Annotated in this window: 14 protein-coding genes and 1 tRNA gene; 14 read left to right on the forward strand and 1 reads right to left on the reverse strand. The window is 33.4% G+C overall.

Features of this window, described 5'->3' with window-relative positions:
• Window positions 1–59: 59 nt before the first annotated feature.
• From porK to HHX25_RS20125, 5 genes are all read left to right on the forward strand, one after another.
• Window positions 60–1,427: a T9SS ring complex lipoprotein PorK/GldK gene (gene porK, locus HHX25_RS20105; protein ID WP_169677217.1), complete on the forward strand. Its 1,368-nt coding sequence runs from the start codon at window positions 60–62 to the stop codon at window positions 1,425–1,427.
• A gap of 80 nt (window positions 1,428–1,507) precedes the next feature.
• Window positions 1,508–2,143, forward strand: a complete 636-nt coding sequence (porL, locus tag HHX25_RS20110; protein WP_169677147.1) for a type IX secretion system motor protein PorL/GldL — start codon at window positions 1,508–1,510, stop codon at window positions 2,141–2,143.
• A 45-nt stretch (window positions 2,144–2,188) separates the two neighbouring features.
• Entirely contained in the window at window positions 2,189–3,748 is a 1,560-nt protein-coding gene (gene porM, locus HHX25_RS20115; RefSeq protein ID WP_169677149.1) for a type IX secretion system motor protein PorM/GldM, read from the forward strand.
• Between the two features lie 172 nt (window positions 3,749–3,920).
• Window positions 3,921–4,811: a type IX secretion system ring subunit PorN/GldN gene (porN, locus tag HHX25_RS20120; RefSeq protein ID WP_169677151.1), complete on the forward strand. Its 891-nt coding sequence runs from the start codon at window positions 3,921–3,923 to the stop codon at window positions 4,809–4,811.
• A 96-nt stretch (window positions 4,812–4,907) separates the two neighbouring features.
• Window positions 4,908–5,951 carry an NAD(P)/FAD-dependent oxidoreductase gene (locus HHX25_RS20125; protein ID WP_169677153.1) on the forward strand — a complete coding sequence of 348 codons (1,044 nt, stop codon included), beginning with the start codon at window positions 4,908–4,910 and terminating at the stop codon, window positions 5,949–5,951.
• Window positions 5,952–6,115: 164 nt separating this feature from the next.
• On the opposite strand, the gene HHX25_RS20130 is transcribed toward HHX25_RS20125, so the two are convergent.
• Window positions 6,116–6,499 carry a DUF983 domain-containing protein gene (locus tag HHX25_RS20130; RefSeq protein ID WP_169677155.1) on the reverse strand — a complete coding sequence of 128 codons (384 nt, stop codon included), beginning with the start codon at window positions 6,497–6,499 and terminating at the stop codon, window positions 6,116–6,118.
• A gap of 178 nt (window positions 6,500–6,677) precedes the next feature.
• Between HHX25_RS20130 and HHX25_RS20135 the strand changes: the two genes are divergently transcribed.
• The 9 genes from HHX25_RS20135 (at window position 6,678) to HHX25_RS20175 (ending at window position 14,683) form a co-directional block, all read left to right on the forward strand.
• Window positions 6,678–8,591, forward strand: a complete 1,914-nt coding sequence (locus HHX25_RS20135; protein WP_169677157.1) for an ABC-F family ATP-binding cassette domain-containing protein — start codon at window positions 6,678–6,680, stop codon at window positions 8,589–8,591.
• Window positions 8,592–8,688: 97 nt separating this feature from the next.
• On the forward strand, window positions 8,689–9,513 hold the full coding sequence (locus tag HHX25_RS20140; protein ID WP_169677159.1) for a leucine-rich repeat domain-containing protein: 825 nt from the start codon (window positions 8,689–8,691) through the stop codon (window positions 9,511–9,513).
• A 63-nt stretch (window positions 9,514–9,576) separates the two neighbouring features.
• On the forward strand, window positions 9,577–9,759 hold the full coding sequence (locus tag HHX25_RS20145; RefSeq protein WP_169677161.1) for a CPXCG motif-containing cysteine-rich protein: 183 nt from the start codon (window positions 9,577–9,579) through the stop codon (window positions 9,757–9,759).
• Between the two features lie 59 nt (window positions 9,760–9,818).
• Window positions 9,819–9,891, forward strand: a tRNA-Met gene (locus HHX25_RS20150).
• A 279-nt stretch (window positions 9,892–10,170) separates the two neighbouring features.
• The gene (locus tag HHX25_RS20155) at window positions 10,171–11,610 is read left to right on the forward strand and encodes a hypothetical protein (protein ID WP_169677163.1); all 1,440 of its coding nucleotides are present in this window, start codon (window positions 10,171–10,173) and stop codon (window positions 11,608–11,610) included.
• Window positions 11,611–11,666: 56 nt separating this feature from the next.
• Complete coding sequence (locus HHX25_RS20160) at window positions 11,667–12,161, forward strand: hypothetical protein (RefSeq protein ID WP_169677165.1); 495 nt, start codon at window positions 11,667–11,669, stop codon at window positions 12,159–12,161.
• A 1,000-nt stretch (window positions 12,162–13,161) separates the two neighbouring features.
• The gene (locus HHX25_RS20165; RefSeq protein ID WP_169677167.1) at window positions 13,162–13,380 is read left to right on the forward strand and encodes a helix-turn-helix domain-containing protein; all 219 of its coding nucleotides are present in this window, start codon (window positions 13,162–13,164) and stop codon (window positions 13,378–13,380) included.
• Window positions 13,377–13,703, forward strand: coding sequence for a HipA N-terminal domain-containing protein (locus HHX25_RS20170; RefSeq protein ID WP_169677169.1), 327 nt, complete (start codon window positions 13,377–13,379; stop codon window positions 13,701–13,703). Before HHX25_RS20165 ends, HHX25_RS20170 begins: the two co-directional genes overlap by 4 nt.
• A complete protein-coding gene (locus HHX25_RS20175) occupies window positions 13,703–14,683 on the forward strand; it encodes a type II toxin-antitoxin system HipA family toxin (RefSeq protein ID WP_169677171.1) in 981 nt (326 codons plus the stop codon). Before HHX25_RS20170 ends, HHX25_RS20175 begins: the two co-directional genes overlap by 1 nt.
• Window positions 14,684–14,954 lie beyond the last annotated feature (271 nt).

A 14,954-nucleotide genomic window follows, 5' to 3' on the forward strand; every position in this document is an offset into this window, starting at 1 on the left:
ATATGTTTACGCTCTCAAAAATGAAGCTTAAACTAATTAACCTCGAGTTTTCTATGGATATGAAGAAATTTATATTATTAATCGCAGTAATAACAATACTAGCTAGTTGTGGCTCTAAGGATAGAGGCGAACTAGTGGGTGTACAAGGAAAGAAATGGCACCCAGAAAAGCCTTACGGAATGCAACTGATTCCTGGAGGAGCGTTTATTATGGGTAAAGCAGATGACGATCTTGCTGGTGTACATGATGCACCTGCAAAAACTGTTACAGTGAGAGCCTTTTATATGGACGAGACAGAAATAACAAATAGCGAATATCGCCAATTTGTTCAATGGGTAAGAGACTCAATCGTGAGAATGAAACTTGCTATATTAGCCGACGAGGTTGGTAAAGTACCAGACGATGGAGGTATTGGAGAATATGCCTTTAAAGATGCAGACACAGCTAATATGTCTGTTTATGAGAAGTATATGTTCGAAAACTATACAGGTTTGGGACCAACAGGATATGAAGGGAGAAGAATTAACCACGATGTGGATTTAGTTTTTGATACAGCAGAATATCCAGATGAGTACTATACCGAAGTTATGGATACCATGTATCTGCCTATAGAAGAATCATATAATGGACAACGTACTTGGGATGTGAAGAAATTTAAGTTCCAATACAGTTATATGGACATTCAGGAAGCAGCTAGAAATAGAGGTGTTAAACGTAAAGATGTTCTTTTAAAAGAAGAAATTGAAGTATATCCAGATACAACGGTTTGGATTAGAGATTTCGCTTATTCTTACAATGAGCCTATGCATAATGACTACTTTTGGCATGACGCTTACAGCGATTATCCAGTAGTGGGGGTTACCTGGATGCAAGCAAAAGCTTTTTGTGAGTGGAGAACTATTAATAAAAATTCTTACCAAAAAGGTAAAAAAGGTGCTTCTATGGTCAATAGGTTCAGATTACCATCTGAAGCAGAGTGGGAGTATGCAGCAAGAGGAGGCCTTCAAGCAGCAACGTACCCATGGGGAGGCCCTTATACTAAGAGTGATAGAGGTTGCTTTATGGCAAACTTTAAACCAGTAAGAGGTGATTATGCTGCAGATCAAGCATTATACACTGTAGAAGCAAAGTCTTACGAGCCTAACGATTATAATTTATACAACATGGCAGGTAATGTGTCAGAATGGGTAAATGCATCTTATGATCCTTCATCTTATGCATATACATCAACAATAAACCCTAGTGTAAATGATAGAGATAATAAGCGTAAAATAGTAAGAGGCGGTTCATGGAAAGATGTCGCGTACTTTTTACAAGTAAGCTCTAGAGATTATGAATATGCAGATTCAGCAAGAAGTTATATAGGATTCAGAACAGTACAAGATTACATGGGGACAAAAGTAACAAAGAATTCTAATAAGAAATAGAAATAGTAATCAAGTCAATAACACATAAACTATTAATTAACCTACTTAAGTATCTTACTTAAAATTAAAAACCGAAAATTATGGCAAAGTCAAAAGCAAGTAAAAAATTCATGAATATGGCTTATGGATTAGGAGCAGCAATTGTAATCGTTGGAGCTCTATTCAAGATTATTCATTTTGAAATAGGACCACTAACAGGTAACGTTATGTTAACTATTGGTCTAGTAACAGAAGCAATTATTTTTGCACTATCTGCATTCGAACCAGTTGATGAAGAATTAGATTGGTCGTTAGTATATCCAGAATTAGCAGGGGGACAAACTGGAAGTAAAGAAAAAGAAAGCCCACAAGGCATGTTAGCGAATAAATTAGATGAGTTATTAAAAGACGCTAAAATAGATGGCGAATTAATGGCAAGTTTAGGAGAAAGCATAAGAAATTTTGAAGGTGCAGCGAGAAATATGGGGTCTACAGTAGATTCTGTTGAGGCCACTAAGAAATATGGTGAAGAATTATCATTAGCAGCAGCACAAATGGAATCATTAAATAGCTTGTATAAAGTACAATTAGAAAGTATTAATAAACAAGCGTCTATTAATGAGGAGTCTGTAGAGAACGCAGCTAAATTAAAAGAACAAATGCAATCATTAGCATCAAACTTATCTTCATTAAACGGTGTTTACGGCGGTATGCTGTCTGCTATGCATAAAGACTAATTAGGGGTTAATCCCATTATTATTAACCAAAAACCTAATTAGAACATGGCTTCAGGAAAATTATCACCAAGACAGAAAATGATTAATCTGATGTATTTAATATTTATTGCGATGCTCGCTTTAAATATGTCGAAAGAAGTACTTTCAGCATTCGGATTAATGAACGAGAGACTCGTAGACTCTAATAAATCAGCTAAAGAGCGTAACCATAGTTTCGTTGAAAACTTAAAGCTTAAAGCAGAAGAACAACCAGAAAAGTATGAGCCTTTAAAAGCTAAAGGAGAAGCATTAGACAAGCTGGCAACCGATTTTGATTCGTATCTTGAAGAATTGAAAGGTAAAATGACAGCAACAGTTGATGATCCTACAGATTACGAAATTATGGACAAAGGGGATTACCTAGACCAAAATTTCTTTAAGGGAGATAAACTTAAACCAGCTGGTGAAGAGTTTTTAAACCAAATTAACACGTTTAGAGAAGGTGTTATCAATTTGCTTAAAGACGAAAAAGGTATGGAAGAGATCCTTAAAGATGTTAAGGACAAGTTTAATACAGATGCTGTTAAAAGAGGAGCAGGTACTGTAGATTGGTTAGATCATAACTATAAAGGTTTTCCTTTGGTTGCTTCTTTAACTAAAATGACACAACTTCAGGCAGATATTAAAACAACAGAATCTGAAGTATTGTCTAATATGTTACAAGGGACACTTGCTGGAGAAGTATCTATGACTAACTATACTACTTTAATGGAAACATCAAAATCTGCTTACTTTAATGGTGAGAAATTTGATGGACAAATCGTATTAGGTCGTAAAGATGCTTCTACAAAACCAACCCGAGTAGAATTAACTTTAGATGGTAGACCACTTAAAGAAGATCAATACGTTATAGAAGAAGGAAAAGTAAAGTTGAAAATAGGAACAGGTGGCGTAGGTGAACACAAAATTGAAGGGAAATTAATTTTTGCTCAAGATGGAGAAGAAATTGAAGTACCAGTAAAGTCATCATTTGCTACGGTTTCAAAACCAAATTCAGCAACCATCTCAGCAGATAAAATGAATGTTGTATATCGAGGTGTTAAAAACCCTATGACTATTTCGTTTGCTGGTATTCCAGATAATAAAGTATCTGCGAGTGCTCAAGGTTTATCAAGAGCTGGAGGTAGTAAATATGTCATGGATGCTACCAGAATTAAAGGTAGAGAAGTAACTATCAATGTAAGTGGTACTTTGCCAGGTGGACAAAAAGTAAGTGATAGAGCTAGTTTCCGAATTAAAGACTTGCCAAAGCCAACAGGAACGGTAAGAGGAGAAGACGGTGCTATAAAAATGCAACGAAACGCTCTTGGAATATCTACTATTGGTGCAAAGTTTGATGATTTCGATTTTGAATTACCATTACGAGTAACTGGATTTAAATTTAAAGTTCCAGGACAACCAACAATAACTGTTAGAGGTAACAAGTTAGATAGTAGAGCTAAAGGTGCATTGCGTAAAGCAAAGCGTGGATCTGGAGTTCAAATATTTGATATTGAAGCTAAGGCCAAAGGTGTTAGCGTGATACTTAAAAAAGTATCTCCAGTTTTTGTTGAGATAACAAATTAGAAATATTATTATTAGGGTTAGCCATATGGCTAATCCTAATAAATTAAAATGTATAAATAAGATGAAATATCTTATAAAAAGTTAGAAAACTAGCTGTTTTGTAGATATTGCAGGCTTGTACTGAACGCGGTCGAAGTTTTGGCCAAAGAGAAGAAACAATAAATATAAGCACATGAAATTAAAAAGTTTTTTATTAACCGTTACGACTGTTTTTACAGTGTCGGGTATATTTGCTCAAGCAAATATATTAAACGCTAAGAGCCCTGAGGAAATTGGTGTAAGAACAGAAGAGCAAAAAGAGGTTGACAATGACAAGCCTTTAGAGTATGGTTATGTAGATGATAGAGATATTCTGTTTTCTAAAATGACATGGGAAAAAATCATTCTTGATGAACGTGCAAACTTTCCACTGTACTATCCTACAGATACTAACAATATTGGTACTGATAGACGATCATTATATCATGTACTTATGAAGAATATTGAAAATGGGAAAATAAAAAACATTTATGATGATTCTTATTTCACAGCTAAGCGAACTTTAAAAGATATTGAAGCCGCCTTAGTTAGAATTGATACTACAGAGCTGGGTATTGAGCAAATAAATGCTGGAGAAGAACTGTCTCCTGAATATATTAATAGAAGAGACATCACGGCTGCAGATATTAAAGAATATCATATTAAAGGTCTTTGGTATTTTGATAAACGTCAGTCTGAAATGAAATACAGGTTGTTAGGTATCGCTCCAGTAGCTCCAGATGTTAATTTTATTGATGAGCCAGAACCAGATTTAGTACCTCTGTTTTGGGTATTCTTCCCAGATGCTAGAGAAGTATTGCATGAAGCAAAATCATTCAACAATCAGAATAGCTCGATTCCTTTTTCTTTCGATCATATTTTAAACGCCAGACGTTTTCATGGTTACATTTATAAAGAAGAAAATGTACAAGAAGATAGAAAAATTTCTGAGTATGTATCCCAAAATGCTTTAATGCAGTTATTGGAATCTGAAAGAATTAAAGATAGAATAAGAGATTTCGAATTGGATATGTGGACTTATTAATCTGCAGTTTCAATTAAAATATACAAAGCGCTCACTTTTTAAGTGGGCGTTTTTTGTTGTATAGGAATCCTTTTTTCTAAGTATCTTCGCAGCATCATGAAAGTAGACTATATCGTTGTGGGAATAGGTCTGGCAGGCATTAGTTTTTGCGAGCAATTAAAACTGCACAATAAAACATTTGTGGTATTTGATGACACCTCGCAGTTATCTTCTACAGTAGCAGGAGGTTTATATAATCCTGTGGTGCTAAAACGTTTTACGCCTGTTTGGAAAAGTAAGGAGCAACTAGCAATAGCATTGCCACTCTATGCACATTTAGAAAAAGAACTGGATGTAAAATTAGATTATAAAATTCCTGTATACCGTAAGTTTGCTTCACTTGAAGAACAAAATGACTGGTTTGCAGCTTCAGATCAACCCATACTTTCAGAATACCTTTCAGAAACAATTATTAAAAATAAAAATAAGGCTGTTGAAGCCCATTTTGGGTTTGGAGAAGTTTTAAATACTGGAAGAATAGATGTAAAGACCATGATGAAAGCTTATAAGGCAGATTTATCGATAAATAAGTTATTGTTTGAAGCCGCTTTTGATCATGATGCTGTTAATATAGAAGACGATATCATTCGATATCAAAAAATAACAACAACTAACATCGTGTTTTCCGAAGGATATGGTATGAAACAAAATCCTTATTTTAACTACTTACCGCTAGTGCCTGCTAAAGGAGAGTTAGTCATTATTCAGGCACCAGATTTAAAAATAGACTATGTTTTAAAAGCAGGTGTTTTTTTAATTCCATTGGGTAGCGATTTATACATTGTTGGTGCCACTTATGAGTGGAAAGACTTAAGTAACGATATTACAGATAAAGCAAAAGAAACACTCTTAAACAAGCTTAAAAAGCTTATAGGCTGTTCTTTTGAGGTCGTAGATCAAGTAGCGGGAATTCGACCTACAGTTAAAGATAGGCGCCCATTAGTTGGAAGGCACCAAAAACACAAAAATCTTTATATACTTAACGGGTTAGGAACACGTGGAGTTATGATTGGTCCTTATGTAGCAAAGCAACTTTATAATTTTATAGAAAATAATGAGCCTTTAGACGCAGAAATAGATATTGATCGCTTTTCTTTTTAGGGATGATTAAACAAAAACATTTTGTCATTCCTGCAAAAGCAGGAATCTACTTCATTATAAATAAGTTTCAATTTGAAAAAATCACAATTTTGTAGAGAAAACAAATTTTTGATACTTACCCAGAAATTATAATATAGCTTGCATAGAATTCAGGTTTATGCCAATTATTTTTTAGCAAACGATTTGTCATAACTCATAAAAAAGTTTATCCAAATATTTCTTGAAAGTCTTAAAATAACAGGCATAAAAACAATTAAGGTAGCGATAATTGATATAAATACCACATGAATACTCGCCTTGAAAACAAAAAAGGAAATAACAAAAGCTGCAGTAGCAAATGCAATACCTACAGGGTAACTAACGTACATGGAACCATAGAAAAAAGAAGGTTCTATTTTATATTTAGTTTTGCAATTACTACAATGTTCATGCATACTTAAGGCCTCAGATAAAATATAAGGATTTTTGTTTTTAAACATAGATTCCTCATGGCACTTTGGACAGGAACCTGTTAGAATACTATATAATTTTGTCCCTTTTTTAAACATATAATTTAATGTATTTTTGCAAGCGCAATAGAAAAATTAATTCTTGGTTATAACCAAAAGTTTCTATTAAAATAGGTTATCTCGTATATCATTCTGAGTATGTCGAAGTGAAAACGATAGCCTTAACGCAAAAATAAGCCTTTAATAATTAAAGCGCTGTAATATAAGTTACATTTCTATGATGAACATTCATAATTTATCAATTTCATTTCAAGGAGAATACCTGTTTGAGGATATTACATTTAAACTAGGTAACGGGGATAGAATTGGTCTTATCGGAAAAAATGGAGCAGGTAAATCTACAATGCTTAAAATTTTATCAAAGGAAATGGAACCAGATACAGGGCAAATAGCCGCCGATAAGGAACTGAAAATTGGATTTTTAAAACAAGATATTGACTTTGTTTTGGGAAGAACCGTGCTTGAAGAAGCTTACGAAGCCTTTACTGAGATTAAAGAACTAGAGGCAAAAATGGAGGGTATTAACACCCAATTGGCAGAGCGTACCGATTACGAAAGTGAAGGTTATAACCAATTAATGATCGATATTAATGAACTTCAACATCAATATGAAATTTTAGGCGGTTATAATTATCAGGGAGATACAGAAAAAATTCTTCAGGGTTTAGGGTTTAAACGCCCAGATTTTAATAAGCTAACCGATACCTTTTCCGGAGGGTGGCGTATGCGAATAGAACTGGCTAAATTACTTCTTCAAAACAATGATATTCTTTTATTAGATGAGCCAACAAACCATTTAGATATTGAGTCTATTATTTGGTTAGAAGGTTTCTTAAAAAATTATACAGGAGCCGTAGTTATCGTATCGCATGATAAAATGTTTTTAGATAATGTGACCAATAGGACCATCGAGATTTCTTTGGGGAGGATTTACGATTATCCAAAACCCTATACAAAATACTTGGTATTGCGAAAGGAGTTAAGAGAACAGCAATTAGCATCTCAAAAAAATCAACAAAAACAAATTGAGCAAACAGAAAAACTTATTGAAAAGTTTCGTGCCAAAGCATCTAAGGCAACCATGGCACAATCGCTTATTAAAAAGCTTGATAAAATTGATAGAATTGAAGTCGATGAAGATGATAATAGTGTGATGACCCTTAATTTTCCTGTATCTATAACACCTGGAAAGGTGGTGGTAGAAAGCGAAAATATTTCAAAAAACTATGGAGATAATCAAGTTTTAAAAAATATTGATTTACTCATAGAACGAGATAGTAAAACAGCTTTTGTTGGGCAAAACGGACAAGGAAAATCAACTTTAGCTAAAATTATAGTTGGAGATATAAAGCATGAAGGACATTTAAAACTCGGGCATAACGTACAAATAGGTTATTTTGCCCAAAACCAAGCAGAGTATTTAAATGGTAATAAAACCGTTTTAGATACCATGATCGATGCTGCCAATGAAACCAATAGGAGTAAAGTTCGCGATATTTTAGGATCCTTTTTGTTTCGAGGCGATGAGGTTGAAAAATATGTGCGTGTACTTTCTGGAGGCGAACGAAATCGTTTGGCATTGGCAAAATTAATGTTACAGCCATTCAACGTTTTAATAATGGATGAGCCAACAAACCACTTAGATATAAAGTCTAAAAATGTATTAAAAGAAGCTTTAAAAAGATTTGAGGGTACTTTAATTTTGGTATCTCACGATAGAGATTTTCTTCAAGGCTTAACGAACATAGTATACGAGTTTAAGGATCATAAAATAAAAGAGTATTTAGGCGATATAGATTATTATTTAGAGCAGCGTAAGGTAGAAAGTCTTAGAGATGTTGAAAAGCGAACGGTCGTAAAGAAGGATGTGCCTAAAGAAAAGAAGCATCAATCGTATGAAGATCAAAAAAAGCTAAAGTCTTTAAATAACAAGTTGAGTAATGTGGAATCTAAGATTAGTCAATTAGAACGGGATATAAAGGCTATAGATTTAGAGCTTGAAATTAATTATGAAACAGTGACTTCTAAACCGAATTTTTTCGACGATTATCAAAAAATGAAAACAGATTTACAAGGCTTTATGGAAAAATGGGAAGGGATTCAGTTGGAAATTGAGCAGTTTTCGGGATAGTATTTGTTAAAATTTAATGCGTTTTGTCGAATAAAATAGTTTTTCGTCGATATATTACCTATTTTCGTTAGTGAATTAATCCCAAATTTACGCGAACATGAAGACTTTAAAACTTTTAGCAATCTGCTTTTTTGTAACAGCTTATTCGTTTGCTAATGTTTCATCAGCCGAAAAAGACGCATTAATTGCTTTATATAAAGCAACCAAAGGAACCCAGTGGACGGCCACTTGGGATTTAAATACCTCCATCAATACGTGGTATGGCATAAAAGTAGAAGACAATAAAGTTGTTGAAATTAATTTGCAATTCAACAACCTTCAAGGAGAACTGCCACAAGAAATAGGAAACTTAATATACGTTAAAAAAATCAATTTAGGTTTTAATAAACTAACGGGAAAGCTTCCATTAACCCTAAAGAATTTAAAAGAATTAAGGTCTTTAGAATTGTTTATGAATAACTTTGAAGGAGATATTCCTGTAGAATTGGGTGAATTAAAAAAACTAGAAGCTTTAAAGCTTTACAGTAATAAATTTGCTGGTAACATTCCCGATTCGTTAATGAGTTTAACTAATTTAAAAGAACTTTTATTAGGAAGCAATTATTTAACGGGTCAGATTCCAAGAGAAATATATGCGCTCTCTAAATTAGAAAAGTTGAGCCTTATGGACAACAAAATGGATGGCGAAATTCCAGTTGAAATAGGACAATTAACAAATTTAGAAGAATTATTGTTGTCTACGAACCAGTTTACAGGTGATTTACCAATGGAACTTATGAATTTGACCAAGTTAAGCACTATGATGGTTAGTGATAATAATTTAAACGAAGAATATATTAGTACTTCTGGTAAAAACCCACCTAGCTTAATGCATATAGAAATGCAAAGTGCTACGGCTACTATGGACATTGAAAAAGAATAATTTAAATTTTAATTTTTGCTTAAAGAGTCGACATAATCTGTCGGCTTTTTTAGTTTTATACATATGTTAGAGCATTATTTTACATGTCCGCATTGTTGGGAAAGGATTTCTGTATTGGTAGATAGTTCTATTTCTAAACAATCCTATATTGAGGATTGTGAGGTGTGTTGTAACCCGATACAAGTCTCACTGCAATTCTTGAATACAGAATTGATAGATTTTCAGGCAACTAGCATCGAGCAATAAAATTTTTTATCTTTATGCTTGTTATACTTAAAAAGGATTGTATATTTGCAGTCCAATATCGCGGGATAGAGCAGTAGGTAGCTCGTCGGGCTCATAACCCGAAGGTCACTGGTTCGAGTCCAGTTCCCGCTACTAGTAAAACCAAGGCTTTGCAGAAATGTGAGGCCTTTTTTAATTCTCAGGGTACAACATAGGTACAACACTTGGTCTTGATTCTAAGTGACTCTTATCTATAGAAGATATATGTATACTACTTTTGATCTTCATACCCGTTTTAGTTGTGATTTTTCTTATAAATAGAATGAGATTTTAAATGAAAATATTTTACATTTGTGACCTAGTAATTTTCCCTCAATATTTTAATAGCATATAAATAACTATTTAATTTACTAAACTTTTAAATATATGCACATGAAATCCTATTTTAACTACACACTTAAGTTTGTAGTTATATTATTTGTCCTAACTTTATTTTTAACAAACTGCGAAAAAGAAGCTGTTGTAGAAAAAGAACAAATTGTAGAAGAAGCGATACAGGAAAAGCTTATTAAAATTGAAGATGTCTCCGTCAATGAAATACCTCAAATTAAAAGGTTCTTAAACAGAAATCCTATAGTAACAAAGTCTGTCACCAATAAAGGAGTTAGTTCTAAAACAGATGAAACAGCATTTGGTACTGTTGATTTTTCTAATATAAAAAAACTCACAGATACATTAGGTCAAGTCACTTACACATTTAGGATGATAAAACCATCTACTCAGACAAGTGAAGTTGAAGAATATTACTTTGATAATTTGGTGATTAAAGTTTTAGGAGACAAAAGCGATTATGAAGCCTATATTTTAAGATATACTTATGGAGGAGAGTATAAAGAAGTAGATTATGAATACTATGGTCTCTCAGGTAAAATAGAACATTACCCATTAACAGAAACGTCCTTTGGATTGGATTTTATCGACCCTGGTTTAACAGCTAGAGATAGTTGTAGACTTTATGTAGTTTCGGATTGTGGAATGGCAGGTCATCATAGTAGCTTAGATTACCCATGCCAATCACAAACCTTATCAGTTACAATTTATGTAGAATGCTTCGGACTGTCAGACGAAATTCTTATCTCAGGTAATTACGTAAACCCAGATGATACAGGGGGCGATCCAAGTCATGGAGGTAGTGGTAGGCCTGGTTCAACAAGCCCTGTAAACTCTCCTTACGATGCATTAGAAATGTCAAAGTATGATGCTTTAGATAGGTTATTAAATCTTAGAAATTGGGAATTTGCTTGGCTGTATAAATTAGAAAACCATGAAACGGCAATGCAAATTTATGATTTTCTTGAAAAGGATGCCTCTGATGAAGCTAAAGAATTTGCTGAATATGTTATAAAAATTTTAATGGCTAATCCAGATGCTAACCCTTTCTTGGGTTCGGATTGTAGAAGTTTTGAATATGCCCAGCCACCAGGAGCATTACAGAAAGGATGTGCTGTCAAAAACTTTGATCACAGGTTTTATACTACAGGTGTTAGATCTAATGGTAGCCCATACTATGGTGAAATTGATATTAATATTGATACTGCCTATTTTACTATGCCGTCTTGGATGTCTAATGGACGTGCTGCTAACCTTACAGCGCTAGCAGTTACTGCTGCGATAAAGTCCGCAGATTTATACTTTTTTTCAAACCCAGATGTTACAAAGTTTAAATTAGCAGAGGTTTTCAAAGACGCAATTAATGCTCAATTATCTTTAGTTGGAGGTAGTTTAAGCTCAGTAGCTCCCTTTCCTATACCTAACCCTGCACCTTATGTTACAAGTGTTTTAGGTATAAGTAACCCCTTTGATTGCGATTGATGAAAAGTTTTATTAGTTTGTTATTGATTTTAATTATAAACCAGAACAGTTATTTTGTGGGCTATATTGAATTTGAAAAAGTATTAGGAAAGCATATTTCTATCGCAGAAGAAATCATTGGAACTGATTTTGAAAATAAGCTTTTTGAAAAGAGTTATTATTATATAGCTAATGAGTCTATCAAAAAGGGTTTTTGTGGTATGAGCTATAATATGCTAACAATAATGACTAATGAAAAAGATACTGTACAATCAATTACGGTTCATTTTCAAAAAGTGATTGATCGTCAATTTTATGATTCGATTGTTGAAAAGTATGGAAAACCAGATAACATTCAAATAATCGAAAATAGACAACTTGAAAGTGAATCTGTTACTGAAGATGATGAGGGTCAGGTTATTCAAACGTTAAGGAAGAGTACTTTTAGTCTAAAAGAAGGTAGTTTCGAAGAAAGACCTTTATATATTATATGGAAGAAAGAAAGTTTTGAAGTAAAAGCCTTTTTAAGACATGAACAAAATATCAGTGAAATAACCTTTAGTTTGAAATAAACCTTTTAAAGTACTTAAATAGATTTTAAAACCTACAACAAATTTAATTTTCATTAAAATTTTCTATTTCAAAAATAAATATGATTTCCAATAAAATAGTAGAGAGATAATTTTCTGGAAAGTGATTATTCTCATAACCCGAAGGTCACTGGTTCGAGTCCAGTTCCCGCTACTAGCAAAGACAAGGGTTTCAAGAGATTGAAACCCTTTTTTATTTCTTGAGTACAACATAGGTACAAAATTGGACCAAGAACAAAAGCTGTTTGTAGGCAAAAATTTGAGTTGATATAAAGCCTAAGAATTGAACATATTTTGATACTTCGGTCCCTTTTTTATAAGATTTGAATACTCAACCCAGTTGTTAAAAACAGACATAAGGTAAGTCCAGGCCCGTCGTAAGAATAGAACACGGAACATCGAAAGCCAGGAGCAAGTGTTGGGGTTGAGCCAAGGCGCGACGCGATGTTTTGGGATCGGTTCGTCTGAGTATAGCGTGAGGCGAAATTCCTATGATGGAGCGTCTTTTCCCCTGCCTGCCAGCAGGCAGGTTTATTATTTTTCTTTGGACGGGCAAAGGAAAAGTAAATCATTAAAAAAGCTGGGAATTTGCTCGGAAACGGATACTGTTTATATATAAAACCCTCCTAAATTTCGATGCCATCGAAATTGTCCTCCCTTTATAAAAAAGGGAGGAGCAAGTCTAATTCATGTTTTCGTGTTCTGTTTCAAGGATTGAGGATCATTTTATTTTAGCATTGAAAAAAGAACGCTTTTTTATTTCACACACAACTTTTAAACATGATCTCTTTTAAAGTAGTATGTGGTATTAGGTTTTATGAAGGGCTTACCTTAATTTTTGGCCACAAACATGCGTTATATTGCACTTTTTAAAACTAATTATATATAATATATCGTAAAATTGTTAAAAAGAGCATTAAAAAGCACTATTTAGTGAATTTATAAGGAAATTTTTATATTTTAGCATTAAAAGAGCCGTATAATGCACTTTAAAAATTTAGTTATAGCTATAAAAGAACGTAGGGAAATGCTTCAGGTGACACAAGAGGCTTTATCAGAACTCTCAGGTGTTGGGCTTCGTACGTTAAAACAATTTGAAAGCGGAAAAGGAAATCCCACTTTAAAAACATTAGAAAAACTTGCTGATGCACTAGGTTTAGAATTAACACTAAAGGTGAAATCAATAGATACTAAATCATGAGAGCAGCAGAAGTTTTATATAAAAACGAAGTATCAGGTATATTATCACAATTAGATGATGGAAGTTTTGTATTTCGATATACTAAAGAGTGGTTTGAAGCCGATAATCGACCTTCAATAAGTCTAACTTTGCCTAAAAATAGGCAAGAATACCATTCCGAATACTTATTCCCTTTTTTTTACAGTATGCTACCAGAAGGCACTAATAAACAAATAATCTGTTTTGAAATGCGTGTAGACACTAATGATGTTTTTGGTTTGCTACTTACTACAGCAGAGTATGACACTATAGGTGCAGTAACTATTAGAAAAATAAATAAGTAATGGGTGTAGAAATAACATATTGTCCAGGAACATTAAAAGAAGGATTCGATACCTATAGCCCCTTAGCGTTAAAAAGAATGTTTGCAGGGAGAAAAGTGAGCCCAATATTACCTTATAAATCTCCTGCAAGTAATGCCATTACCGAAGAGCTCTTTAGGGAAAATCAAAAACGGATGTCTATTTCTGGAGTACAGGAGAAGTTTTCTGTTACATTGGATAAGAATAAATTACGCCTAATCGTAGAGGGAGAGCAAGGAGAATATATTTTAAAGCCAATTCCTAATGCAGGAAAAAAGAGTGATCAAATGCCCGCCAATGAGCATCTAACTATGCAAATTGCCAGTCAGATTTTTGACATTGAAACTGCTAACAATGCTTTGGTGTTTTTTGAAGATGGGACACCTGCTTATTTAACTAAACGATTTGATGTAAAAACGGACGGAAGCAAATGGGCTCAAGAAGATTTTGCTTCGTTAGCAAAACGGACTCCCCAAACGCATGGAAGTGATTTTAAGTATTTGGGTAATTATTTAGAAATCTTCGAATTATTGAAAAAGTATGTGCCGGCATACAAAGTAGAGGCTGTTAAATTGTTTAAACTTATTCTATTCAATTACTTAATTTCTAATGGGGATGCGCATTTTAAAAACTTCTCTTTGATAGAGACTCCTTTGGGTGATTTTAAATTGAGTCCTGCTTATGATTTATTAAATAGCAGAATACATATTGAAGATCGTGATTTTGCACTTAATGAAGGGCTTTTGCCTCCCAATAAAACAAAAGGAAAAGTAGCAGAAAAATTCTATATACTTGGAGATTTGGCAGGATTGTCTAAAAAACAAGTTGATAAAGCATTCAACAGTCTTATATCTAATCAGGATGAAGTGCTAGCTTTAGTCAATGCTTCTTATCTTGATGAGAAAGCAAAACGGGAATATACACAGAGATATCAAACCAGACTAAAAAAGTTAACGAGATAATAACCTAAACTATCCTATTGTAAACACAATATTGAAAATAAAATTTATTTTTGAATATGATAAAACCGTATACGATACCGTATACGGTTTTTATAGATTTGTAAAAATTACTTAATAATTAGTGTTTTACGAAATTATAAGGTTGTGAAATTGGCTCTGGATAGAGCTCATAACCCAAAAGTCATTGGTTCGAGTACCAGTTACCCGCTACTAAGCGTTTTTGTGCTTGAGTCTTTTGGTTTTCCTCTATTGCTTTAAAAAATGGTATAAG

It is taken from the genome of Flavivirga algicola, assembly GCF_012910715.1.
GTDB lineage: Bacteria > Bacteroidota > Bacteroidia > Flavobacteriales > Flavobacteriaceae > Flavivirga > Flavivirga algicola.